At 68.6% G+C, this 22,926-nt stretch carries 21 protein-coding genes; 10 read left to right on the forward strand and 11 right to left on the reverse strand.

The window, feature by feature from the left end:
• The first annotated feature begins 23 nt into the window (after positions 1-23).
• Together SCAB_RS21875 and SCAB_RS21880 are read left to right on the forward strand one after the other, a co-directional pair.
• Positions 24-2,693, forward strand: a complete 2,670-nt coding sequence (locus SCAB_RS21875; RefSeq protein WP_173402895.1) for a transglycosylase domain-containing protein — start codon at positions 24-26, stop codon at positions 2,691-2,693.
• 184 nt (positions 2,694-2,877) lie between these two features.
• Positions 2,878-4,386, forward strand: a complete 1,509-nt coding sequence (locus SCAB_RS21880; protein WP_013002264.1) for a glycosyltransferase family 87 protein — start codon at positions 2,878-2,880, stop codon at positions 4,384-4,386.
• Between the two features lie 139 nt (positions 4,387-4,525).
• Here SCAB_RS21880 and SCAB_RS21885 read toward each other — a convergent pair whose 3' ends face one another.
• From SCAB_RS21885 to SCAB_RS21895, 3 genes are all read right to left on the reverse strand, one after another.
• Positions 4,526-5,557: an alanine racemase gene (locus tag SCAB_RS21885; protein ID WP_013002265.1), complete on the reverse strand. Its 1,032-nt coding sequence runs from the start codon at positions 5,555-5,557 to the stop codon at positions 4,526-4,528.
• A gap of 65 nt (positions 5,558-5,622) precedes the next feature.
• Positions 5,623-6,744 (reverse strand): peptidoglycan bridge formation glycyltransferase FemX, encoded by a 1,122-nt coding sequence (gene femX / locus SCAB_RS21890; RefSeq protein WP_013002266.1) that lies wholly within the window; start codon positions 6,742-6,744, stop codon positions 5,623-5,625.
• Positions 6,745-6,968: 224 nt separating this feature from the next.
• Complete coding sequence (locus SCAB_RS21895) at positions 6,969-7,283, reverse strand: hypothetical protein (RefSeq protein WP_013002267.1); 315 nt, start codon at positions 7,281-7,283, stop codon at positions 6,969-6,971.
• 261 nt (positions 7,284-7,544) lie between these two features.
• On the opposite strand from SCAB_RS21895, the gene rpsF reads away from it, so the two are divergent.
• The 4 genes from rpsF to rplI all read left to right on the forward strand — a co-directional run bounded on the left by rpsF (position 7,545) and on the right by rplI (position 9,253).
• Entirely contained in the window at positions 7,545-7,835 is a 291-nt protein-coding gene (gene rpsF, locus SCAB_RS21900; protein ID WP_005482942.1) for a 30S ribosomal protein S6, read from the forward strand.
• 75 nt (positions 7,836-7,910) lie between these two features.
• Positions 7,911-8,468 carry a single-stranded DNA-binding protein gene (locus SCAB_RS21905; protein ID WP_013002268.1) on the forward strand — a complete coding sequence of 186 codons (558 nt, stop codon included), beginning with the start codon at positions 7,911-7,913 and terminating at the stop codon, positions 8,466-8,468.
• 83 nt (positions 8,469-8,551) lie between these two features.
• Positions 8,552-8,788, forward strand: coding sequence for a 30S ribosomal protein S18 (gene rpsR / locus SCAB_RS21910; protein ID WP_003949403.1), 237 nt, complete (start codon positions 8,552-8,554; stop codon positions 8,786-8,788).
• Positions 8,789-8,806: 18 nt separating this feature from the next.
• Positions 8,807-9,253, forward strand: coding sequence for a 50S ribosomal protein L9 (rplI, locus tag SCAB_RS21915; RefSeq protein ID WP_005482940.1), 447 nt, complete (start codon positions 8,807-8,809; stop codon positions 9,251-9,253).
• A gap of 215 nt (positions 9,254-9,468) precedes the next feature.
• Here the strand turns inward: rplI and SCAB_RS21920 are convergent, their stop codons facing one another.
• Complete coding sequence (locus tag SCAB_RS21920) at positions 9,469-10,815, reverse strand: MATE family efflux transporter (protein WP_013002269.1); 1,347 nt, start codon at positions 10,813-10,815, stop codon at positions 9,469-9,471.
• A 449-nt stretch (positions 10,816-11,264) separates the two neighbouring features.
• On the opposite strand from SCAB_RS21920, the gene dnaB reads away from it, so the two are divergent.
• Positions 11,265-12,743: a replicative DNA helicase gene (gene dnaB / locus SCAB_RS21925; protein ID WP_037726035.1), complete on the forward strand. Its 1,479-nt coding sequence runs from the start codon at positions 11,265-11,267 to the stop codon at positions 12,741-12,743.
• Positions 12,744-12,791: 48 nt separating this feature from the next.
• A complete protein-coding gene (locus SCAB_RS21930) occupies positions 12,792-14,177 on the forward strand; it encodes a serine hydrolase domain-containing protein (RefSeq protein ID WP_013002271.1) in 1,386 nt (461 codons plus the stop codon).
• Between the two features lie 80 nt (positions 14,178-14,257).
• Here SCAB_RS21930 and SCAB_RS21935 read toward each other — a convergent pair whose 3' ends face one another.
• Both SCAB_RS21935 and SCAB_RS21940 read right to left on the reverse strand, forming a co-directional pair.
• Positions 14,258-14,710 carry a GNAT family N-acetyltransferase gene (locus SCAB_RS21935; protein ID WP_013002272.1) on the reverse strand — a complete coding sequence of 151 codons (453 nt, stop codon included), beginning with the start codon at positions 14,708-14,710 and terminating at the stop codon, positions 14,258-14,260.
• 9 nt (positions 14,711-14,719) lie between these two features.
• Positions 14,720-15,178, reverse strand: a complete 459-nt coding sequence (locus SCAB_RS21940; RefSeq protein WP_013002273.1) for a MarR family winged helix-turn-helix transcriptional regulator — start codon at positions 15,176-15,178, stop codon at positions 14,720-14,722.
• Between the two features lie 140 nt (positions 15,179-15,318).
• Between SCAB_RS21940 and SCAB_RS21945 the strand changes: the two genes are divergently transcribed.
• On the forward strand, positions 15,319-16,527 hold the full coding sequence (locus tag SCAB_RS21945; protein WP_013002274.1) for an MFS transporter: 1,209 nt from the start codon (positions 15,319-15,321) through the stop codon (positions 16,525-16,527).
• A 28-nt stretch (positions 16,528-16,555) separates the two neighbouring features.
• Here the strand turns inward: SCAB_RS21945 and SCAB_RS21950 are convergent, their stop codons facing one another.
• Positions 16,556-17,422 (reverse strand): GNAT family N-acetyltransferase, encoded by an 867-nt coding sequence (locus SCAB_RS21950; protein WP_041670834.1) that lies wholly within the window; start codon positions 17,420-17,422, stop codon positions 16,556-16,558.
• A gap of 678 nt (positions 17,423-18,100) precedes the next feature.
• Here SCAB_RS21950 and SCAB_RS21955 point away from each other — a divergent pair.
• A complete protein-coding gene (locus SCAB_RS21955) occupies positions 18,101-19,552 on the forward strand; it encodes a globin domain-containing protein (protein ID WP_231885107.1) in 1,452 nt (483 codons plus the stop codon).
• Positions 19,553-19,588: 36 nt separating this feature from the next.
• On the opposite strand, the gene SCAB_RS21960 is transcribed toward SCAB_RS21955, so the two are convergent.
• The 4 genes from SCAB_RS21960 to SCAB_RS21975 form a co-directional block, all read right to left on the reverse strand.
• On the reverse strand, positions 19,589-20,071 hold the full coding sequence (locus SCAB_RS21960; protein WP_013002277.1) for an NUDIX domain-containing protein: 483 nt from the start codon (positions 20,069-20,071) through the stop codon (positions 19,589-19,591).
• A gap of 121 nt (positions 20,072-20,192) precedes the next feature.
• Positions 20,193-21,098 carry a LysR family transcriptional regulator gene (locus SCAB_RS21965; RefSeq protein WP_013002278.1) on the reverse strand — a complete coding sequence of 302 codons (906 nt, stop codon included), beginning with the start codon at positions 21,096-21,098 and terminating at the stop codon, positions 20,193-20,195.
• A 187-nt stretch (positions 21,099-21,285) separates the two neighbouring features.
• Positions 21,286-22,431 (reverse strand): cystathionine gamma-lyase, encoded by a 1,146-nt coding sequence (locus SCAB_RS21970; RefSeq protein ID WP_013002279.1) that lies wholly within the window; start codon positions 22,429-22,431, stop codon positions 21,286-21,288.
• Positions 22,428-22,919 (reverse strand): low molecular weight protein-tyrosine-phosphatase, encoded by a 492-nt coding sequence (locus tag SCAB_RS21975; protein ID WP_013002280.1) that lies wholly within the window; start codon positions 22,917-22,919, stop codon positions 22,428-22,430. The genes SCAB_RS21970 and SCAB_RS21975 overlap by 4 nt, the downstream gene beginning before the upstream one ends.
• Positions 22,920-22,926 lie beyond the last annotated feature (7 nt).

The raw sequence follows: 22,926 nt of genomic DNA on the forward strand, positions 1-22,926 counted from the left end.
CCTGCCCGAGGAGTAGTCGTTCGATGAGCGAGCACCGTCGCAAACCGCCGCAGCCGCAGGGAGGCGGACGTGCCGCGGCCCGACGCGGCCAGTCGGCGTCCTCCGGCCGCCGCGCGGCACCGCGGGGCGCCACCGGGTCACTTTCCGAGACCTATGGCCCGGGAGGTGAGGAGAACCAGTACGAGGGCCGTGCCGCCACGCGTCGGGCGTCGCAGAGAAGCGCCGACAGTGGCATCGGCGGGAGCCGTCGCAGAGCCGCCGAGCCCGCAGGGCGTGGACCGGGGCGCGGCCGCGGGCGCGCGGATCCGCCTGGCAAGCAGCGCTTCATCGACTACCCACGTGCCGGCAAGTACGGGGTGATGCGCTGGGTGCCTTCGTGGCGTCAGGCGACCGGCCTGCTCATCGGTTTCTTCGGGAGCCTGGTGGCGGCGGCCGGCATCGGATACGCGGTCGTGGCGGTACCCGACCCGGCCCAGGCCGCGACGGCACAGAACAACGTCTACTACTGGTCGGACGGCTCGCAGATGGTCGCCACGGGTGGTGAGGTCAACCGCCAGATCATCGCGTACGAGAAGATCCCCAAGGCGATGCGCTACGCCGTCATGTCGGCCGAGAACAAGACGTTCGAGACCGACAGCGGCGTCGACCCGATGGGTATCGCGCGAGCCGTCGTCAACATGGCCAAGGGTGGTCAGACACAGGGTGGCTCGACCATCACCCAGCAGTACGTGAAGAACGCCATGCTGGACGACCAGTCGCAGACCTTGTCGCGGAAGGTCAAGGAGCTCTTCATCTCGGTCAAGGTGGGAACCTCGGTCGAGAAGGAAGAGATCATGTCGGGATACCTGAACACCGCGTACTACGGACGCGGTGCGTACGGCATCCAGGCCGCCGCCCGCACGTACTTCGGCAAGGACGCCGAGAAGCTCAACCCGAGCCAGTGCGCCTTCCTGGCCGCGGTCCTCAAGGGCGCGACGTACTACGACCCGGCCGGCGCGCCGTCGATCGACCCGGAGGCCTCGCCGGAGAACAACCGTAAGCGGGCCACGTACCGCTGGCGCTGGATCCTCAACGAGATGGTCAAGGACAAGCACCTGCCCGCGGCCGAGCGCAACAAGTACAACGATTTCCCCAAGATCCAGAGCCCTCGGTCCAACGCCCAGCTGGGCGGTCAGATCGGCTACCTCGTCGACACCGCCAAGGGCTACATCCTCAACAACACGGACATCACCCAGAAGCAGCTGGAGCAGGGTGGTTACGAGATCCACACGACCTTCGACAAGAAGAAGGTCAAGGAACTCGAGAAGGCCGTGGTCAAGGTCCGCAAGGAGAACATCAAGCCCGGCCAGCGCCCGGACACCGACACCCATGTGCAGTTCGGCGGCGCGTCCGTGAATCCGAAGTCGGGCGCCATCGAGGCGATCTACGGCGGTGAGGACGCCACCAAGCACTTCACCAACAACGCCGACGTCACCGGTGCGCAGGTCGGTTCGACGTTCAAGACGTACGTGCTCGCGGCAGCCATGACCTGGGGCAAGCGCGATCCCGACCTCGCCGACGGGGACCAGGCGCAGGACGAGCGCACCATCGTCTCGCCGAAGAGCCTCTACAGCGGCAAGAACAACCTCAAGATCAAGGACTACGACGGACAGGTCTGGACCAACGAGAAGGGCGAGGAGTGGCTGCAGGCCAACGACGATGACGCGTCGTACGGCCGCGCGCCGAAGTACCAGATCGACCTCCGCGAGGCGATGCGGGTCTCGGCGAACTCGGCCTTCGTGCAGCTCGGCATGGACGTCGGTCTGGATCGGGTGAAGGAGGCCGCCGTCGCGGCAGGCCTCAAGGAGAACAGCCTGACCGGCACCAGCTTCCCGTCCTTCTCGATCGGTATCTCCGATCCCAGTGCGATCCGTATGGCGGGCTCGTACGCGACGTTCGCCGCCAGCGGCAAGCAGAACGACCCGTTCTCCGTGAAGACGGTGGAGCACGAGGGTCTGACCATGTTCGACCACGACGACATCGCCGAGCCCAAGCGGGCCTTCACGGCGAAGGTCGCCGACAACGTCACCGACGTGCTCAAGACCGTCGTGGACGAGGGGACCGGTACGTCGGCCCGGCTGACCGGCCGTGAGGTGGCGGGCAAGACCGGTACCACCGACGGCAACAAGTCGGCCTGGTTCGTCGGATACACCCCGCAGTTGTCGACCGCGATCAGCATGTACCGCATGGACGACGACGAGTCCAACAAGAACCGGAAGTTCCTGGAGATGTACGGCACGGGTGGTCAGGAGACGATCCACGGTGCCTCGTTCCCGGCCGAGATCTGGCACGACTACATGGAGGACGCCCTCCAGGGGCAGCCGGCTGTGGACTTCCCGGAGCCCCAGCCGATCGGTGTGATCGTGAACGACGATCCGGACCCGACTCCGACTCCGACCCCGACCGAGTCGGAGGAGGAGCCCCCCGAGCCCAGCCCGACGCCTTCCGAGAGCGACCCCGAGCCGTCGCCGACGCCCAGCGACGTTTGCGACAACCCCTTCGATCCCAGCTGTGAGGACCCGGGTGATACCGACGCGGGCGGTACGGATGTCGGGGGAGCCGATGGCGGGGTGACTCCCACACCGACGGAGTCGGAGGACGATTCGAGAGGCAACCAGAACGGGGGAGGACTCTTCGGAGGCCCCAACGGGTAGCGCCTCGACCGGCAGAAGGCGTTTCACGTGAAACAAGGGCCACCGCACCGATCAGGTGCGGTGGCCCTTGAGCGTCTTCGGGGATCCGGAGAGCGGTGACGGGCTCTGTTTCACGTGAAACATCGGTCCTGGCCCGCGGCGGGCTGCGGCGGCCCTGGGTGGATTCCCAGGCGCGTACGGCAGGATGTGCGGCATGCCCAGTGCAGAGACGACGCGAGTGAGCGTGGACGAGCCGGAGCCCGTACAGCCGACCAGGGAGGACGAGGTCGCCGCGACCGGCAGTGAGCTGATCGGCGGCCCGATCGGCCGGCGGGCGCTGCTCGGCACGTCCTGGTGGACGCCGGTACGAGTCGTCGCGCTCGTGGCGATCGGCATGTTCGCGCTGGGCATGGTCCAGAAGCTGCCCTGCTACGACGGCGCCTGGTTCTTCGGTGCCAGCTCGCAGTACACGCATGCCTGCTACTCGGACATCCCGCACCTCTACCAGGGGCGTGGCTTCGCCGACGGGCTCGTACCGTACTTCGACAAGATCCCCGGCGACATGGAGTACCTCGAGTACCCGGTGCTGACGGGGGTGTTCATGGAGGTCGCCGCCTGGCTCACCCCGGGCAGCGGCACCATCCAGGACCAAGAACAGTGGTACTGGATGGTCAATGCCGGGATGCTGATGGTGTGCGCGGCCGTCATCGCCGTCTGTTGCGCCCGTATCCACCGCCGACGTCCCTGGGACGGCCTTCTGATGGCGCTGGCGCCCGCCTTCGCGCTGACGGCCACCATCAACTGGGATCTGCTCGCCGTGGCCATGCTGGCCGCCGCCACGCTGATGTGGTCGCGTGGTCGGCCGCTCGCCTTCGGTGTGCTGCTCGGACTCGCCACAGCCGCCAAGTTCTATCCGTTCCTACTGCTCGGGCCGCTCTTCGTGCTGTGCTGGCGGGCGGGCAAGTGGCGTGCGTTCGTGACCGCGCTGCTCGGGGCCGTCGGGGCCTGGCTCGCGGTCAACCTGCCGGTGATGCTCCTGGCCCCCGACGGATGGGCGAAGTTCTACCGCTTCAGTCAGGAACGCGGCGTCGACTTCGGCTCCTTCTTCCTGGTCATCTCACAGCGGCTGAACATTCAGATCACCGCCGAGACGGCGAACGCGTACGCGATGGTCTCGATGGTGCTCGTGTGTGCGGGTATCGCCGTGCTCGCGCTGACCGCACCGCGTCGCCCGCGCTTCGCGCAGCTCGCCTTCCTGATCGTCGCGGCCTTCATCCTCACCAACAAGGTCTACTCACCGCAGTACGTGCTCTGGCTGGTCCCCCTCGCCGCGCTGGCGCGGCCCCGCTGGCGGGACTTCCTCATCTGGCAGGCGTGCGAAGTGGCGTATTTCCTGGGCATCTGGATGTACCTCGCCTACACGACCAGTGGAGACGCCCACAAGGGCCTGCCCGCCGAGGGCTATCACCTCGCGATCATGGCCCACCTGCTGGGGACGCTGTACCTGTGCGCCATCGTCGTCCGGGACATCCTGATGCCCGATCGGGACCCGGTGCGCCGGGCGGGTGACGACGATCCCTCCGGCGGAGTGCTCGACGGCGCGGAGGACGTTCACGTGTACGGCGCGGCGGCCCGGCCTCCGCGGCACGCGATGCACTTCGAAGGACCACCGGTGGACTGGGGGAACCGAGACCAAGAGGCCAGTTCGCTCTGAGCGAACAAGGTGGGGGCGGATGACGCGGAGGGCCGTACACGAGCTGTCGTGTACGGCCCTCCGCTTGATGCCGTGGGTGATCCGTTCGGCGATTCGTTCGCCCTGCCCCTGAGGGTCCTGCCCGCTGGGGGCAGAGCCTTCAGCGGTCGACCGACCGGTCGAACTGCGTGGTGGTGTGCCGCAGATGGGCCACCAGTTCCTCGCCGACCTTCGGCTCGGGGGCGTCCGACGGGACGAAGAGGATCGACACCTGCATGTGCGGCGGTTCGGCGAACCAGCGCTGTTTGCCGGCCCAGACGAACGGAGAAAGGTTCCGGTTGACCGTGGCGAGCCCCGCCCGGGCCACTCCCTTGGCGCGCGGCATGACGCCGTGCAGCGCCTTCGGCGCCTCCAGACCCACCCCGTGCGAGGTACCGCCGGCCACCACCACCAGGAAGCCGTCGGAGGCGGCCTTCTGCTGCCGGTAACCGAAGCGGTCGCCCTTGGCGACGCGGGTGACGTCCAGCACCGCTCCGCGGTACTCGGTCGCCTCGTGGTCGCCCAGCCACAGCCGCGTGCCGATACGGGCCCGGAAACGGGTCTGCGGGAACTGCTGCTGCAGACGGATGAGGTCCTCGGACTTGAGGTGGCTCACGAACATGGTGTGCAACGGCAGGCGGGCAGCGCGCAGGCGGTCCATCCAGCCGATGACCTCCTCGACGGCGTCGGAGCCGTCGGTGCGGTCCAGCGGCAGGTGGATGGCGAAGCCCTCCAGGCGCACGTTCTCTATGGCCGCGTGGAGCTGGGGCAGCTCCTGCTCGCTGACTCCGTGCCGCTTCATCGAGGACATGACCTCGATGACGACACGGGCGCCCACGAGGCCGTACACGCCGTCGACCGACGACACGGAGCGGATGACGCGGTCGGGCAGGGGGACGGGCTCCTCAGCGCGTCTGTAGGGCGTCAGCACCAGCAGGTCGCCGCTGAACCAGTCCTTGATCCGGGCCGCCTCGTACGTGGTGCCGACGGCGAGGATGTCCGACCCGAGGCGGGTGGCCTCTTCCGCCAGCTTCTCGTGACCGAAGCCGTAGCCGTTGCCCTTGCAGACGGGCACGAGTCCCGGGAACTGCTCCTGAACATGCTTGTGGTGTGCCCGCCAGCGCGCGGTGTCGACGTACAGCGTGAGCGCCATGGACGGTCCCGGAACCTTTCTGGTGGCTGCGGTGTATCAGAGGTATGGAAACAAAAACGGGGGCGTCAGCGGCGCGACATGTAGATGTCGAGCGCCTTGTGGAGCAGCTTGTTCAACGGGAAGTCCCATTCCCCGAGGTACTCGGCGGCCTGTCCGCCCGTACCCACCTTGAACTGGATCAGGCCGAACAGGTGATCCGTCTCGTCCAGCGAGTCGGAGATCCCGCGCAGGTCGTAGACGGTCGCGCCGAGCGCGTAGGAGTCGCGCAGCATGCGCCACTGCATCGCGTTCGAGGGCCGGACCTCACGGCCGATGTTGTCCGAGGCTCCGTAGGAGTACCAGACGTGCCCGCCGACGACCAGCATGGTGGCGGCGGACAGGTTCACGCCGTTGTGGCGGGCGAAGTAGAGCCGCATGCGGTTGGGGTCCTCGGTGTTGAGGGCCGTCCACATGCGCTGGAAGTACGACAGCGGGCGCGGCCGGAAGCGGTCGCGCACGGCAGTGATCTCGTACAGCCGCTGCCACTCCTCCAGGTCCTGGTAACCGCCCTGGACGACCTCGACACCGGCCTTCTCGGCCTTCTTGATGTTGCGGCGCCACAGCTGGTTGAAGTTCTTGTGGACCTCTTCCAGGGAGCGGTTGGCCAGCGGCACCTGGTAGACGTAGCGAGGCTGTACGTCGCCGAAGCCGGCCCCGCCGTCCTCGCCCTGCTGCCAGCCCATACGACGCAGTTTGTCGGCGACCTCGAAGGCCCGCGGCTCGATGAAGTCGGCCTCGATGTCGCGCAGGCGCTTGACGTCGGGGTTCTGGATACCCGCCTTGATGGAGGTGGCCTCCCAGCGCCGGATGATCACCGGCGGGCCCATCTTCACCGAGAAGGCGCCCTGCTGCTTCAGATGGGCGAGCATCGGCTCCAGCCAGTCGGTGAGGTTCGGAGCGAACCAGTTGATGACCGGGCCCTCGGGCAGGTAGGCGAGGTAGCGCTTGATCTTGGGCAGCTGGCGGTACAGCACCAAGCCGGCGCCCACCATCTCGCCGGTCCTGTCGTCGAACCACCCGAGGTTCTCGGAGCGCCACTCGGCCTTCACGTCGGCCCAGGCCGGGACCTGCATGTGGCTAGCCGAGGGCAGGCTCTGGATGTATGCCAGATGCTGCTCACGGCTGATCGTCCTCAGGGTCAGGCTCATTCAGGGCGCTCCTCGGGCTGGTGTGTCCCCATGGGTACAGGGGCTCCGGCTCTCGCGCCGAAGCCTACTGCGCCCTGCGGGCGCCTCGAATGGCCGTATGGAACCTGGGGCCCGGCCGGTACGCGGCCGGGACGCCAGGCGATGTTATTGGGTCGCTTGGTCCGATATAGGGCGGCGGACAGCGAGGAACACGGCCCGCCGCCCGAGCGGCCGAGTGGGCGACGTCAGCCGATCAACCCACCGAAGAGGCCTCCGTGGGCCATACCGAGGAAGAAACCGACCGCTGAGGCACCGAGACCCACGATCAGGCCGAAGCGCTCACGGGTCGTCTCCGAGATGAACTGCCCGTACGCGCCGGTCAGAATGCCCACCAGCCCCGTCCAGGAGCTGAGCAGATGCAGATGGTGGAACATCGCCGTGATGAAGGAGACCGCCCCGAGTACGAGCGTCACGGCGAGCAGGGTGTCCTGCACGGGGTGGGGCTTGTCGTCGGTGGCGAACAGGGAGCCGGCGATGTTGGGTCGCAATGTCTGTGCCATAGGGCACCTCCTGCGGAAGGCGGCGCATCGTAGCGCCATACACACCCGATGTGTACAGATTGACGGTCACCGCCCCCCAATTTCAACCGGAAGCGGGGGTGCAGGTAGTCTGTACCGTCTGCACCGGTGTCTGCCCAGGCCATGACAGAGCCCCTCGCGGGAACTCGATTGTCAGTGGTGGCCGATACCGTTGCGTACGCATCACAACCCTCCTGCCACGGAACGACCGTGGCCGCTGAGTCCGAAGGAGGTGGGTTCCACATGCGTCACTACGAGGTGATGGTCATCCTCGACCCCGATCTGGAGGAGCGCGCTGTCGCCCCCCTGATCGAGAACTTCCTCTCCGTCGTCCGTGAGGGCAACGGAAAGGTCGAGAAGGTCGACACCTGGGGCCGTCGTCGTCTCTCGTACGAGATCAAGAAGAAGCCTGAGGGCATCTACTCGGTCATCGACCTGCAGGCCGAGCCTGCGGTCGTCAAGGAGCTCGACCGCCAGATGAACCTGAACGAGTCGGTCCTCCGGACCAAGGTCCTCCGCCCCGAGACCCACTGAGCTTCCGCTCAGCTGGTCCCGGGATTCGAGTAGCAGCACAAGCAGCCAGCAGCAAACCCGCCGAGAGGTACCCCCATGGCAGGCGAGACCGTCATCACGGTCGTCGGCAATCTTGTCGATGACCCCGAGCTGCGCTTCACCCCTTCCGGTGCGGCGGTCGCGAAGTTCCGTGTCGCGTCCACCCCCCGCACCTTCGACCGTCAGACCAACGAGTGGAAGGACGGCGAGAGCCTGTTCCTGACCTGCTCGGTCTGGCGTCAGGCGGCGGAGAACGTCGCCGAGTCGCTCCAGCGAGGCATGCGCGTCATCGTGCAGGGCCGGCTGAAGCAGCGGTCCTACGAGGACCGTGAGGGCGTCAAGCGCACGGTCTACGAGCTGGACGTCGAGGAAGTCGGCGCCAGCCTGCGCAGTGCCACGGCCAAGGTCACCAAGACCGCCGGCGGTGGCCGCGGTGGCCAGGGTGGCGGCGGCTGGGGCGGAGGCTCCGGCGGCGGTCAGCAGGCCGGTGGCGCTCCCGCCGACGACCCGTGGGCCAGCGGCGCACCCGCCGGTGGCAACCAGGGCGGCGGCGGTGGCGGCTGGGGCGGTAGCTCCGGCGGCGGTGGCGGCTACTCGGACGAGCCCCCCTTCTAAGGCATCCCGGGCCGGATCACCGGCCTCGGAGGGCGAAGGCGGGGGCGCACCCCCAAACTTCTTGATCACACAGGAGAAACACCATGGCGAAGCCGCCTGTGCGCAAGCCTAAGAAGAAGGTCTGCGCATTCTGCAAGGACAAGGTCACGTACGTGGACTACAAGGACACGAACATGCTGCGGAAGTTCATTTCCGACCGCGGCAAGATCCGTGCCCGCCGCGTGACCGGCAACTGCACGCAGCACCAGCGTGACGTCGCCACGGCCGTCAAGAACAGCCGTGAGATGGCGCTGCTGCCCTACACGTCCACCGCGCGCTAAGGAAAGGGTGACCGACCAATGAAGATCATCCTTACCCACGAGGTCTCCGGCCTCGGCGCTGCCGGCGACGTCGTCGACGTCAAGGACGGCTACGCTCGCAACTACCTGATCCCGCGGAAGTTCGCGATCCGCTGGACCAAGGGCGGCGAGAAGGACGTCGAGCAGATCCGTCGTGCTCGCAAGATCCACGAGATCCAGACCATCGAGCAGGCCAACCAGGTCAAGGGCCAGCTCGAGGCCGTCAAGGTTCGTCTGGCTGTCCGCTCCGGCGACGCCGGTCGGCTCTTCGGTTCCGTCACCCCGGCCGACATCGCTTCCGCGATCAAGGCTTCCGGTGGCCCCGAGGTCGACAAGCGCCGCATCGAGCTGACCTCTCCGATCAAGACGCTGGGCGCCCACGAGACGTCCGTGCGTCTGCACCCCGAGGTTGCCGCCAAGGTCAACATCGAGGTCATCGCGGCCTAAGGGCCGTTCTCGCTCAAGCGACGTATGGGGCCGCATCCTGCAAAGGGTGCGGCCCCATACGCGTGCCCGGACGTTCTGCCGGCGCCCAGTGCCCAGCGAACATCAGTCAGCCGGCCCGTGGGTTCAGGGCTGTCGACGGAGTGGCCGTTCACGGGACGCAGGGCGAAGTGGCCCATGTTTCACGTGAAACATCCTCTGGCCCATGTCCTGCTCTGTCAGCGGGTCGCTCCGGTGACGATCCAGAGGCCGGAGCGGGAACGGAGCCAGAGGGTCAGCATGCGCGTCGCCATCATCAGCGTCATGGCGCCCCAGAGAGCGGTCAGACCCGCGCCGAGGGCGGGGACGAGCAGAGCGGCCGGGACGAAGACCACCAGGGTCAGCAGCATGGCCCGGGCGAGGTAGGGGCCGTCTCCCGCGCCCATGAGTACGCCGTCCAGCACGAAGACGATGCCGGAGACCGGCTGGGCCAGCGCCACCACGATCAGAGCGGGGAGTGCGGCTCTCTGCACGGCCGGGTCGTCCGTGAACAGGGGGATGAACACTGGCCGGGCGAGCAGCACCAGCGTGCCGAGCACCGAGCCTGTGGCGATGCCCCACTGCACCATCCGGCGGCAGGCTTCGCGGGCTCCCTGGGCGTCGTCCGCGCCGAGGTATCGGCCGATGATGGCCTGCCCGGCGATGGCGATCGCGTCCAGGGCGAAGGCGAGCAGGCTCCAGAGCGAGAGGATGATCTGGTGCGCGGCGATGTCCTCGTCCCCGAGTCGCGCGGCAACGGCGGTGGCGATGATGAGGACGGCGCGGAGGGAGAGCGTGCGGACCAGCAAAGGCATCCCTGCCTGAGCCGAGGCGCGTATTCCGTCGACGTCCGGCCGTAGAGAGGCGCCGTGTCTGCGGGCGCCGCGGATCACGACCCAGAGGTAGGCGACTGCCATGCCGAGTTGCGCGATGACCGTTCCCCAGGCCGATCCTGCGATGCCGAGATCGGCGCCGTAGACGAGGAACGCGTTGAGCGCCCCGTTGGCCACGAAGCCCGCCACGGCGACGTACAGAGGGGTCTTCGTGTCCTGGAGGCCGCGCAGCACACCGGTGGCGGCGAGCACGACGAGCATGGCGGGGATGCCGAGCGCCGAGATCCGCAGATAGGTCGTGGCATAGGGAGCCGCAGTGTCCGAGGAACCGAAGAGGGCGACGAGTGCGGGCGCCGTGGGCATGACGACGGCCACGACCGCGATGCCCAGCAGCAGGGAGAGCCAGATGCCGTCGATGCCTTGCCGGATGGCTGCCCGGAGATCTCCGGCTCCGACGCGTCGGGCGACTGCGGCCGTGGTGGCGTACGCGAGAAAGACGAAGACGCTCACCGCGGTGACGAGCAGGGCCGAAGCGACACCGAGACCGGCCAGTTGTGCGGTGCCCAGATGGCCGACGACGGCGGTGTCGACCATCAGGAAGAGCGGCTCGGCGACGAGCGCGCCGAAGGCCGGGACGGCCAGCGTGATGATCTCGCGATCGTGCCGACGCCGGGTGGCCTTGGGGGGCGCGGAAGCCTGTGTCATGAGCACCAATCTAATCTTCCACAGGTAAGAGATGCAACGCGCTAGTGACTATTACCATCCGCCTGGTCGGACACGGTCTCGCGTGAAGATCGTGATGATCTTGATCCGGTCGGGAAAGTTTTTCTCCTGCACAGCCGGTGGACGGTAAAGGCGCAGCTCAGAGCGTTTTCCTAGGGAGGGACGAGGTCTTGTTCACAGGGCTGTCCACCGAGTCGTGCACAGGTTTCGCGGGGTTCTCCACAGCATCTGGGCCGTCGTCCACATGGCCTGTGGATAACCAGATTGGCTGACGGTGCCGACGGGCCTACGGTGGTGCGGCGCCCGCTCCTCGGCAGATCACGAGAACCTCGCAATACCGACGCGCCAGAACCGGAGTTGGGCCTCTCATTTGTCAGTGTCGTGCCGTAGAAATGAGAAGCACGGCGAGGTCCGCTCGGCGGACGGGAGGAGGTCGCTCGGTGAGCATTTCCGAGCCCTTGGACGACCCGTGGGCCGACAGCGGACCCGGTGATCGTCTGCCGCCTTCCCGACGACGTCCGGACGACGGGGGCCGCGGCAGGGAGGAGCGGCACGACCGCGGCAGGGACAACGGGGAATGGGACGGCGGGGGTTCGGCCTTCGAGCGTGTCCCCCCGCAGGACCTCGACGCCGAACAGTCCGTCCTCGGCGGCATGCTGCTGTCCAAGGACGCCATCGCCGACGTGGTCGAGATCCTCAAGGGCCCCGACTTCTACAAGCCGGCTCACGAGACCATCTACCAGGCGATTCTCGACATCTACGCCAAGGGTGAGCCGGCCGACCCCATCACCATCGCCGCCGAGCTGACCAAACGCGGCGAGATCACCAAGGTCGGCGGCGCCTCCTATCTGCACACCCTCGTCCAGACGGTGCCGACGGCGGCGAACGCCGAGTACTACGCGGAGATCGTCCACGAGCGGGCCGTCCTGCGACGTCTGGTCGAGGCCGGCACCCGCATCACCCAGATGGGATACGCGGCCGACGACGACGTCGACGAGATCGTCAACAGGGCGCAGGCCGAGATCTTCGCGGTCACCGAGCAGCGCACCACCGAGGACTACCTGCCGCTCGGCGACATCATGGAGGGGGCTCTCGACGAGATCGAGGCGATCGGTTCGCGGTCGGGCGAGATGACCGGCGTGCCGACGGGTTTCACCGACCTCGACCAGCTCACGAACGGTCTGCATCCCGGCCAGATGATCATCATCGCGGCCCGTCCCGCCATGGGTAAGTCGACCCTGGCGCTGGACTTCGCGCGCGCCTGTTCGATCAAGCACAACATGCCGAGCGTGATCTTCTCGCTCGAGATGGGGCGCAACGAGATCGCGATGCGTCTGCTGTCGGCCGAGGCACGTGTCGCCCTGCACCACATGCGCTCCGGCACGATGACGGACGAGGACTGGACGCGCCTGGCCCGCCGCATGCCCGACGTCTCGGCCGCACCGCTCTACATCGACGACTCCCCGAACCTGTCGATGATGGAGATCCGCGCCAAGTGCCGGCGCCTGAAGCAGCGCAACGACCTGAAGCTCGTCATCATCGACTATCTGCAGCTCATGCAGTCCGGTGGAAAACGGTCCGAGAGCCGCCAGCAGGAGGTCTCCGACATGTCGCGAAACCTGAAGCTGCTGGCCAAGGAGCTGGAGCTGCCGGTGATCGCGCTGTCGCAGCTCAACCGTGGACCTGAGCAGCGTACGGACAAGAAGCCCATGGTGTCCGACCTGCGTGAGTCGGGATCGATCGAGCAGGACGCGGACATGGTGATCCTGCTGCACCGCGAGGACGCCTACGAGAAGGAATCGCCGCGCGCGGGCGAGGCCGACATCATCGTGGGCAAGCACCGTAACGGCCCGACGGCGACGATCACGGTCGCCTTCCAGGGCCACTACTCGCGATTCGTGGACATGGCACAGACCTGACGGGGAAATGAGCTCGACGCGCGGTGTCCGGCCCGATGGACTGGGCGCATGACAACACCTCAGGAAGAGCTGCTCCCCGCCACACGCCGGGCTCTGCTGCACCGCATCGCCGTCGCCCAGGCCGAGGGGCGCACGCCGTCGCTGGTCGCGGCGGTGGTCAGGGGCGGGGAGACGGTGTGGAACGGGGCGCGGACCTCGGTGGAGGGGCACGCGCCGGACGAGAACGTGCAGTACAGGATCGGTTCGATCACCAAGACCTTCACCGCGGTCCTGGTCCTGCGGCTGCGCGACGAGGGTCTGCTGGACCTCGGCGATCCGCTGGAGAAGCACCTTCCGGGCACCGGCGCGGGGGAGGCGACCATCGCCGAACTGCTCGCGCACACGGGCGGACTGGCCGCCGAGTCGCCGTCGCCCTGGTGGGAACGCACCCCGGGTGCCCTGCGGCCGGAACTCGCCGACGTCCTCGGAGAGCAGCCCCACCGGCACCCCGTCGGCCGCCGCTTCCACTACTCCAACCCGGGTTTCACCCTCCTCGGCGCGCTGGTCGAGCAGGTGCGGGGCGCGGCCTGGGAGGACGTCCTGCGACGCGAGGTGCTCGAACCGCTCGGGCTGCGCCGTACGTCGTGGCACCCGGAGGCTCCGCACGCCGGCGGCTGGGCCGTCCATCCCTGGGCGGACGTGATGCTGCCGGAGAAGGTCGAGGACCTGGGCCGTATGGGGCCCGCCGGCCAGCTCTGGTCGACTGCGGCCGACCTGGCGCGTTTCGCGGTCTTCCTGGCCAGGGGGGACGACCGGGTGCTGTGCGCCGCATCCGTCCGGGAGATGCGCACGCCGGCCGCGCCGGGGGAAGCCGCCGATGTGTCGGCCGGTGTGGCGTACGGGCTCGGCATGCAGCTGCAGCACCGGGGCGGCCGGTTCCTCGTCGGTCACGGCGGTTCGGTGCCCGGCTTCCTCGCGCAGCTCACCCTCAGTGTCGAGGACGACGTGGCAGCCGTGGTGCTGACCAACTGCACCTCGGGGCCCGTGGTGTCCGAGGTGGCCGCCGACCTCGTACGCATCGTGGCGGAAGCCGAGCCGCGGATCCCTGAACCGTGGCGGCCGCTGCCCGCCGTGGACGCCTCGGTCCTGGAGCTGGCCGGGCCCTGGTACTGGGGGACCTACAGCTTCGTCCTGCGCCTCGCGGGCGACGGCGGGCTCTCGCTGGACCCTCTCTCCGCCACACTGCGCGGCGCACGCTTCCGTGCCAATGACGACGGCAGCTGGACCGGACTCAACGGCTACTTCGCCGGAGAGCTCCTGCGGGCCCTACGAAGGCCGGACGGGACCGTGAGCCACCTGGACCTCGGGTCGTTCGTGTTCACGCGTCAGCCGTACGAGGAAGGGGCTCCGGTGCCCGGCGGAGTGGATCCCGAGGGGTGGCGCGGCATCCCGTAGGCGAGGCTCGGGCGAGGGGCCAGGGGGCCGCTCGCGGTGTTTCACGTGAAACGTGAGCCCGCCCTCGCCCATCTCACTGCTCAGAGCGGCAGTTTGAAGCCCACGTGGGTCGCTTCGAAGCCGAGCCGTTCGTAGAAGCGGTGGGCGTCGGCCCGCGTGGCGTCGGACGTCAACTGCACCAACTGGCAGCCCAGACGCCGCGAGGAGTCGACGGCCCACTCGATGAGCTGCGTGCCGAGACCGCTGCCGCGCTCGTCGGCGTGCACCCGTACTCCTTCGATGACCGAACGGGTGGAGCCGCGCCGGGACAGGCCGGGGATGATCGTCAACTGGAGCGTGCCGACGACGCGTTGATCGCGGACGGCGACCACCACATGCTGATGGGGGTCGCCGCTGAGGCGCTTCAGCGCCGAGAGATACGGGGTGAGGTCGTCCGGCGATTCACGCTGGGCCCCCAAGGGGTCGTCGGCCAGCATCGCGACGATCTCCGGGATGTCGTCTTCGGTTGCCGGACGGATGTCGAGATCTCCCATGCGCACACCCTAGGCGGACATGCTCCGGGACTCCACGACACGGACCAGCGGGGCCAGTTCGGGGTCCTTGGCCGCCTCGTCCAATGCTTCGCGCAGGGCCGCGTCATTGGTGGGACGGGCCTCGGCGAGGAGCAGCAGGCCCGCCTCGGAGACATCGGTGTAGATGCCCCGGCGGTCGGTCGGGCACAGATAGCGCGCGAGCAGACCACGGTCCTCGAGACGGGTGACCAGTCGGGTGGTGGCGCTCTGGCTGAGGACGACCGCGTCGGCGACCTGCTTCATCTGCAGGTGCCCGCCCTCGCCGTCGTGCTGGCGGCTCAGCACGTCGAGCAGGGAGTACTCCCGCACGCTCAGGCCGTGCCCGGACTGCAGCGCGCGCTCGATGCGGGTCTCGATCCGCCCGTGCAACAGGGAGAGAGCGCACCAGCCCTGGGCGAGGGCGGTGAGCGCGGGATCAGTCGCTGTCATCGGTGTTCCTCCGTCCGAAGCCGCACACCTTCAGGGTAGGCCACGCGCGCAATAGTGAGCATGCGCAGATAGTAGGCGTCTGCAAGTATTGTGTACGCTGCATAAGCGCACCTGCACTCTTCTGGAAGGTTCCTGTCCTCATGTCTCTCGCGCTCCTGGCACTGGCGATCGGCGCCTTCGGCATCGGTACGACAGAATTCGTGATCATGGGGGTGCTGCCCGAGGTCGCGGGCGAGTTCGGGGTGTCCATCCCCGCCGCAGGGTTTCTCGTGACCGGCTACGCACTCGGCGTCGTGTTCGGAGCGCCGTTCATGACCGCACTGGGGACCAAGGTGTCCCGCAAACGGATGCTCATGCTCCTGATGGGGCTCTTCATCGTGGGCAACCTGCTCTCCACGCTCGCCCCGACCTTCTCCGTCATGCTGCTCGGCCGTGTTGTCGCGTCACTGGCGCACGGTGCCTTCTTCGGCATCGGTGCGGTGGTCGCGGTCGAACTCGTCGCCCCGGACCGGAAGGCCGGAGCCCTCGCGACCATGTTCAGCGGACTGACCGTCGCGAACGTCGTCGGAGTGCCGCTGGGCACCCTGATCGGGCAGTCCGTGGGCTGGCGGGTCACGTTCGCCGGGGTCGCCGCGCTCGGTGTGGTCGGCCTGCTGGGCATCGCCCGGTTGGTCCCCGACCTGCCGAGGCCGCAGGACGTCCGCCTCCGGGACGAACTGGCCGCCTTCAGGAACATCCAGGTTCTGCTGGCCATGGCGATGACGGTGCTGGGCTTCGGAGGCGTCTTCGCGGCCATCACCTACATCGCGCCGATGATGACGCACGTCGCCGGCTACGCCGACTCCTCCGTCACCTGGCTTCTCGTCCTCTTCGGCGTGGGCATGGTCGGCGGGAACCTCATGGGCGGCAAGTATGCCGACCGCGCGCTGATGCCCATGCTGTACGTCTCACTGGGCGCCCTGGCCGTCGTCCTCGCCCTGTTCTCGTTCACCGCCCACGACAAGATCGCCGCGGCGGTGACCGTCACGCTGGTCGGCGCGCTGGGCTTCGCGACCGTGCCGCCGCTGCAGAAGAGGGTCCTCGACCAGGCGCAAGGAGCCCCGACGCTGGCCTCGGCGGTGAACATCGGTGCCTTCAACCTCGGCAACGCCCTCGCTGCCTGGCTGGGCGGGCTCGTCATCGACGCCGGTCTCGGCTACACGGCACCCAACTGGGTCGGCGCTGCCCTCGCCGGAAGCGCGCTCGTTCTGGCGCTCATCGCGTCGATGCTGGAACGCGGGGAGAACGCCACCGGCACCACTGTCGAGGGCGCCGGAGCGGGCGCACGGAGGGCTGTCGTTCACCACTGACCGCCGGCAGGGCCGCCGGGGTCGTGCCTCAGCCTGCAGCCACGGTCAGCGGGGCGTACCGCCGGGTCCAGTCGCCCGGCAGCTCGGAGAGCCCGTAGGTCATCACCGAGTTGAAGGCGATCGATGCCAGGCCGCGTTCCTTGGCCCACGCCAACAGCTCCTCGTGGCGTACGTCGATGTCGGTGCGCAACTGGCGGTCGGTGTGGGCGGCGAGGGAGGCGATGAGCGCCTTCGCCGTACGAGTGTCACGGGCGATCAGCGGGCCGACGACGTGGTCGTCCATGTTGGGCCAGGCAGCTGCGTATCCGATGATCCTGCCGTTCTTCTCGGCCACTCGCAGCTGATCGGCGAAGGCGGGAAGCCGGGTGAGGACGTGGGTGCGGTCCGTGCCGAAGACCTCGCCGTCGAGTCCCAGGATGGTGCTGAGGTCCTCGGCCGTGGCTGGACGCGTGCGGACGCCGGTGTCAGCTTCTGCGGGGGTGAAGTGCCCGCGAATCATCTCGGCCTGCCCGGTGACCTTGAAACCCAGCTCCTCGTAGAGCGGTCGTCCATACGGGGTCGCGTGCAGGGTCAGGGGAGTCGTTCCCATCTTCGCGAGCACATGGCGCATCAAACGGCGGCCGACGCCCTGGCGGGCGTACCGCTCGGCTACCAGAACCATGCCGATCGCCCCGAGTTCAGGGCGGCCCGGGGGGCCGTACTCGGTCACCACGCACGCGGTGACGAGGCCGCCCTCGGGAGCGTCGATGCCATAGCCGGTACCGGCCGCGAGGAGGAGCCCCCACTTGTGCTCCTCCCGGGGCCAGCCTCGGTCCTCGGACAGATCGGCGCAGGCGGCGCGGTCACGAGGCGTCAGACGGCGGATGGGCAGAACGGCGGGGGAAGGTGTCGGCACGCAGGTCAGGCTGTCCGACATGGGCCCTCGGCGTCCACCGGTTTGCGGGCGGACGTACACCCTTTTGGCCATGCAGTGCGCCGCCGGACGGCGAGTGGGCCGATGTTTCACGTGAAACATCCCGTCTCCGGGCAAGGAGGGGCCGGCTTGCCGTGTCCGCGCATCATTTGGGACACGAGCGCCGGGACTGAGGCCGGACACCCACTCGTCCGCAGGCGGGATCTGTGGGATATCTGTGAATTGGTGTGCCACGCCCGCCAATTGAAGGAATCGCTGATTCGCCCCCGTGGAATTCCCGGCACGCGATGGGGGGACTTGTGTGTGGCGGTCCTGCCGGTAGGGTCGAGTCCGGTTCGTGTCCGAAGCGAGATGCAGCCGTCTCATGACGGGGGTGCGAACGCAGCTCAATGCAGCCTAACCGGACAGAGAGATCAGGGATCCGCGTTTGCCGTTACGAGCCGGGGGCGTTCGCGCGCTGTGGAACGCTGCGGTGAGCACTGCGGCATACGTCACACTCTCGCCTGCGTGTCTGTCCGGAGTGGGACCGGATTGAATGTGGCCGCATTGGCCGACAAGGAACGAACGGGGAAAAGCAAGGCCGTCCGCGGGGGAAAGCGTGCGACTTCCGAGCGGGGGCGTACGTAGATCGACCGAAAGATGTTCGAGGCGAGGCAGACCATGGACGCTCCGACCACCGCGTCGGCCGGCAACGGTACTTCGGGGGGCAGCGACGGAGGCGGCTGGTTCACACCGCGCACCTCTCCGCCGTCCCCCGGTGAGGACCAGGAGCCCGAGGGGTACCGCCTCGCCGGTCTGCGGCCCGTGGGCCGTTCCCTGGAGCCGCCGAGCGGCGCCGAACAGGACCGGGCAGGCGCGCTGCGGGAGCGAATACAGAGCTCCGCGGACCTTCCCTCCTTTGTCCCGCCGCACTCCCCTCCCGCCCGGCCCGAGGAGCAGGCCGCCGAGCGTTCCGTCTTCGGCACCCGTGTGCCCGCCCCGCCGGGTGGCCCCACGGCCTCCCCCGACGCCGTTCTCATCCGGCGGACGATGGCCGAGGTCGGGCCCGTCGCGGACAAGGTCACCTCGTACTTCTACGCGCTGCTCTTCGTGCAGCATCCGGATCTGCGCTCGATGTTCCCTCCGGCGATGGACGCCCAGCGCGACCGCCTGCTCAAGGCGCTGCTGACCGCCGCCGAGCACATCGACAACACTCCGGTCCTCGTCGACTACCTGCAGAACCTCGGTCGCGGTCACCGCAAGTACGGCACCCAGGCCGATCACTATCCGGCCGTCGGCGAGTGCCTGATCGGCGCGCTGAGCCGGTACGCCAAGGAGAGTTGGAACGACGAGACCGAGGCGGCCTGGGTCCGGACGTACACGACCATCTCCCAGGTGATGATCGACGCGGCGGCGGCGGACGAACTGCGGGCCCCGCCCTGGTGGCTGGCCGAGGTCGTCTCGCACGAGCCGAAGACTCCGGACATTGCGGTGATCACCGTCCGTCCCAACCAGCCGTATCCCTTCCTCGCGGGGCAGTACACGAGCCTGGAGACTCCCTGGTGGCCGCGGATCTGGCGGCACTACTCGTTCGCCTCGGCTCCCCGCTCGGACGGGCTGCTGACGTTCCATGTGAAGGCGATCGCCGCGGGCTGGGTCTCCAACGCGCTCGTGCACCGGGCCCGGCCGGGCGATGTTCTGCGACTGGGGCCGCCGGCCGGCGCGATGACGGTCGACCACACCAGCGACAGCGGGCTGCTCTGTCTGGGCGGCGGCACCGGAATCGCACCCATCAAGGCCATGGTTGAGGACGTCGCCGAGCACGGCCGGAACCGTCCGGTGGAGGTCTTCTACGGGGCCCGCACCGGCCAGGACCTCTACGATCTCGACACTCTGCTGCGGCTGCAGCAGAGCAACTCGTGGCTGGAGGTCCGCCCGGTCGTCGACCGGCACGGGCTGCTGCAGCTGCCCGACGCGATACGTGACCACGGGCCCTGGAACGGGTACGACGCCTATCTGTCCGGTCCGCCCGGCATGATCCGCAGCGGTGTCGACGCGTTGAAGGACGCGGGCATCCCCCCGGACCGCATACGGCACGACTCGGTCGAGGAACTGGTGGCGGCCGGCGACTGACTGCCGGGCGCTGTGCCGAATGCCCCGGGCGCCCTCTCAGCCCAGGTCCGGAGCGTGCATCGCCCGCACGCCCTCGATGTTCCCGTCCAGGTAGTGCCGCAGGGAGAGCGGGACGAGGTGCACGGAGGCAATGCCGACCCGGGTGAAGGGGATGCGCACGATCTCGTACTCGCCCAGCGGCTCGTCCATCTCCGGACCGTGCCGTTTGGAGGGGTCCATGGACTCCAGACGGCAGACGAAGAAGTGCTGCACCTTCACACCGGTGGCGCCGCCGTCCTCCCCGATGTGCTCGACGGTGTCCACGAAACAGGGCACCACATCGGTGATCTTCGCGCCGAGTTCCTCGTGCACCTCGCGGTGGAGCGCGTCGACGACGGTGGTGTCTTCCGGCTCGACACCGCCACCGGGCGTGAGCCAGTAGGGATCCATGCCCGGCTTGGTCCGCTTGATCAGAATCAGGTCGTCGCCGTCGAGCAGAACGGCGCGTGCGGTGCGCTTGACCACGGGTCGTACGGTCATGGGAGAAATGTGGCCCTGCATGTTCCACGTGAAACATCGCCGGCGGGGAAGAGTGGCTCCCGGAGCCGACGGGCGGCCCGTGGGTGGGCGGCTCGTGCCGGCCGAGTCCCGCGGCGCAGTCTCAGGACCAGCTCGCAGCGGCCGCCAGCAGCCACTCGTGCGCCCGCGCGATGTGCGGCATGGCCAGGGTGCCGGTCCGGATGACCAGGAAGTAGGTGCGCAGCGGAGGCACCGCAGGGTCGAGCAGCGCGACGAGGTCACCGCGGTCCAGTGCGGCGGCGCACAGATAGCGCGGCAGTACGGCGAGACCGGCGCCCGAGACGGCACAGGCGAGAACCGCCCGCAGGTCGGGCACCACGACGGTGCCGGAGGCGGCGGGCCGGGTGTCGAAGACGGTCGCCCAGTAGCGGGCGACGAACGGCATTGACTCGTGTACCTCGACGACGGGAAGGCCCCGCAGCGCATGTGTTCCTGCGCGGCGCAGTCTCTCGGGCCCGATCTCGTCCGCCCAGCGGGGGGCGGCGATCAGGACGTGTTCCTCGTCGCAGAGAGGGTTCGCCGTCAGCAGCGCGCCGCGGGGCTGGGCCGTGGTGATCGCCAGGTCGTGGTGCCCGGCGGCGAGGCCCTCCAGCGCCTTGTCGGAGTCGGCGAAGGACACCCGCAGTGCGAAGCCCTGGCCGTCGTCCCCGGTCAGCTCGGTGAGGGCGGGCAGGGCCCGCTCGGCGGTGAACTCCGGCGGTCCGGCGAGGTGCAGGGTCCGTAAGGAGGAGTCGTCGTCGAGGCCGGTCTCGGCGATCTCCACCAGCGCGTCGAGATGCGGAGCCGCCTTGTGGGCCAGCTCGTCGCCGATGGTCGTCGGGGTCACACCGCGGGCCTGGCGAAGGAAGAGAGGGCGGCCCAGCTGCCGCTCCAGGGTGCGTATCTGCGAGGTGACGGCCGGCTGTGAAAGGCCGAGCAGCGCGGCGGCACGGGTGAAGGAACCGGCCCGGTGCACGGTCACGAACGTGCGCAGTAAGGCCAGATCCATGCTTGTCCTCCCTTCGCCGCCCGGAGTGACCAACCATAAATAAGCCGATAGCCCCCTGTCGCTACTGTGATTGGACACTGACACAGAGTCAACTAGCCTTGTTCGCGCGGTTCTTCGTGCGCGGAACCGGGGACGGTCCGAGCCACGAGGGGGGAGGCTCGGACCGTCCGTCGTGCGGCGCGACGCGCTAGCCGGCGGTCACCGACAGCGCCCGCAGGACGTCGGCCACCAGATCGGCCGTGTCCTCCGCCCCGGCCGACAAGCGGATGAAACCCTCCGGAACCGCGTCGCCTCCCCAACGGCCGCGCCGTTCAGCGGTGGAACGCACTCCCCCGAAGCTCGTGGCGTCGTCCACCAGGCGGAGCGCGTCGAGGAAACGATCGGCACGCGCGCGTGTGGGCAAGGTGAACGACACCACGCAGCCGTAGCGCCTCATCTGCTGCGAGGCGATCTTGTGCGAGGGATCGTCGGGGAGCCCGGGGTAACGCAGCCCGGTCACCTCCGGCCGTTCCCTGAGCGCCTCGGCCACGGCGAGGGCGTTGGCGCTCTGCCGGTCGGCGCGCAACTGGAGCGTGGCCAGCGAGCGATGCGCGAGCCATGCCTCCATCGGACCCGGGATCGCGCCGACGATCTTGCGCCAGCGTCGCACCGAGGCCATCAGCGAGGCGTCACGCCCGACGACGTACCCGAGGAGGACATCCCCGTGCCCGGTCAGCTGCTTGGTGCCGCTGGCCACGGCGAAGTCGGCGCCCAGCTCCAGCGGCCGCTGCCCGAGCGGGGTCGCCAGGGTGTTGTCGACGGCCACGAGACAGCCGCGCGCGTGTGCCGCCTCGGTGAGCCGGCGTACGTCACAGACGTCCAGCCCCGGGTTCGACGGCGTCTCCAGCCAGAGCAGCCCGGCACCGTCCAGCGCGTCGAGCTGGGCGTCGGCGCCCGTCGGCGCGCTGCGCACCTCGATGCCGTACGACCGCAGCTGCTCTCCCGCCAACGGCAGCACGTTGTAGCCGTCGCTCGGCAGGACGAGGACGTCTCCGGAGCGCAGCTGGGAGAAGAGGACTGCCGAGATGGCGGCCATGCCGGAGGAGAAGGTGAGCGTCTCGGCGTCGTCCTGTCCGGGTGCCTCCAGTTCTCCGATGGCCCGTTCCAGGAGCGTCCAGGTGGGGTTCTGGTCGCGCCCGTAGGCGTACGGGCCGGTGGGTTCACCCGGCAGGTGGTAGTGGGCGGCGAAGACCGGCCCCGGCAGGGTCGGTTCGTGCTTGACGGGCTCGGGCAGGCCCGCCCTCACCGCGCGGGTGCCGTCTCCGGGGCCCTCGGCGGGGTTCTCCGCGTTCATGCGGCCCGTCCCTCCATCGCGTCGCGTACGGCGGCCAGCAGGCCGGGGCTCGCCGCCTCCACCAGCTCCAGGCACTCCTCGAAGCCGTCCGTGCCCCCGTAATAGGGATCCGGGACGTCGAGGTCGTCGCCGGCGGCGGGGTCGTAGGAACGCAGCAGCCGGACCTTGTCCGCGTCCGCCGCGGTCGGCGCGAGGCGCCGCAGCGCCTTGAGATGGCCTTCGTCGAGGGCGATGACGAGGTCGAGGCGGGAGAACCAGGAGACCTGGAACTGCCGTGCCGTGTGGGCACCCGCGTATCCGTTCGCCTCCAGGACGGCGACGGTCCGTGGATCGGCGGCGGCGCCCTCGTGCCAGCCTCCGGTGCCCGCGCTGTCGGCCTCGACCAGGCCGTCCAGCCCGGCCTCCTCCAGCCGGGCGCGGAAGACGGACTCGGCCATCGGGGAGCGGCAGATGTTGCCGGTGCAGACGAAACAGACTCGATAGGTCATGCCGACC

It is taken from the genome of Streptomyces scabiei 87.22, from assembly GCF_000091305.1.
In the GTDB taxonomy this organism is placed as follows: Bacteria; Actinomycetota; Actinomycetes; order Streptomycetales; family Streptomycetaceae; genus Streptomyces; species Streptomyces scabiei.

What these genes read in the sequence shown, in the direction of transcription:
- SCAB_RS21875 (WP_173402895.1), top strand. Translation starts at nt 24, where the DNA reads ATGAGCGAGCACCGTCGCAAACCGCCGCAGCCGCAGGGAGGCGGACGT.
- SCAB_RS21880 (WP_013002264.1), top strand. Translation starts at nt 2,878, where the DNA reads ATGTGCGGCATGCCCAGTGCAGAGACGACGCGAGTGAGCGTGGACGAG.
- SCAB_RS21885 (WP_013002265.1), bottom strand. Translation starts at nt 5,557, where the DNA reads ATGGCGCTCACGCTGTACGTCGACACCGCGCGCTGGCGGGCACACCAC.
- femX (WP_013002266.1), bottom strand. Translation starts at nt 6,744, where the DNA reads ATGAGCCTGACCCTGAGGACGATCAGCCGTGAGCAGCATCTGGCATAC.
- SCAB_RS21895 (WP_013002267.1), bottom strand. Translation starts at nt 7,283, where the DNA reads ATGGCACAGACATTGCGACCCAACATCGCCGGCTCCCTGTTCGCCACC.
- rpsF (WP_005482942.1), top strand. Translation starts at nt 7,545, where the DNA reads ATGCGTCACTACGAGGTGATGGTCATCCTCGACCCCGATCTGGAGGAG.
- SCAB_RS21905 (WP_013002268.1), top strand. Translation starts at nt 7,911, where the DNA reads ATGGCAGGCGAGACCGTCATCACGGTCGTCGGCAATCTTGTCGATGAC.
- rpsR (WP_003949403.1), top strand. Translation starts at nt 8,552, where the DNA reads ATGGCGAAGCCGCCTGTGCGCAAGCCTAAGAAGAAGGTCTGCGCATTC.
- rplI (WP_005482940.1), top strand. Translation starts at nt 8,807, where the DNA reads ATGAAGATCATCCTTACCCACGAGGTCTCCGGCCTCGGCGCTGCCGGC.
- SCAB_RS21930 (WP_013002271.1), top strand. Translation starts at nt 12,792, where the DNA reads ATGACAACACCTCAGGAAGAGCTGCTCCCCGCCACACGCCGGGCTCTG.
- SCAB_RS21935 (WP_013002272.1), bottom strand. Translation starts at nt 14,710, where the DNA reads ATGGGAGATCTCGACATCCGTCCGGCAACCGAAGACGACATCCCGGAG.
- SCAB_RS21940 (WP_013002273.1), bottom strand. Translation starts at nt 15,178, where the DNA reads ATGACAGCGACTGATCCCGCGCTCACCGCCCTCGCCCAGGGCTGGTGC.
- SCAB_RS21945 (WP_013002274.1), top strand. Translation starts at nt 15,319, where the DNA reads ATGTCTCTCGCGCTCCTGGCACTGGCGATCGGCGCCTTCGGCATCGGT.
- SCAB_RS21955 (WP_231885107.1), top strand. Translation starts at nt 18,101, where the DNA reads ATGGACGCTCCGACCACCGCGTCGGCCGGCAACGGTACTTCGGGGGGC.
- SCAB_RS21960 (WP_013002277.1), bottom strand. Translation starts at nt 20,071, where the DNA reads ATGACCGTACGACCCGTGGTCAAGCGCACCGCACGCGCCGTTCTGCTC.
- SCAB_RS21965 (WP_013002278.1), bottom strand. Translation starts at nt 21,098, where the DNA reads ATGGATCTGGCCTTACTGCGCACGTTCGTGACCGTGCACCGGGCCGGT.
- SCAB_RS21970 (WP_013002279.1), bottom strand. Translation starts at nt 22,431, where the DNA reads ATGAACGCGGAGAACCCCGCCGAGGGCCCCGGAGACGGCACCCGCGCG.
- SCAB_RS21975 (WP_013002280.1), bottom strand. Translation starts at nt 22,919, where the DNA reads ATGACCTATCGAGTCTGTTTCGTCTGCACCGGCAACATCTGCCGCTCC.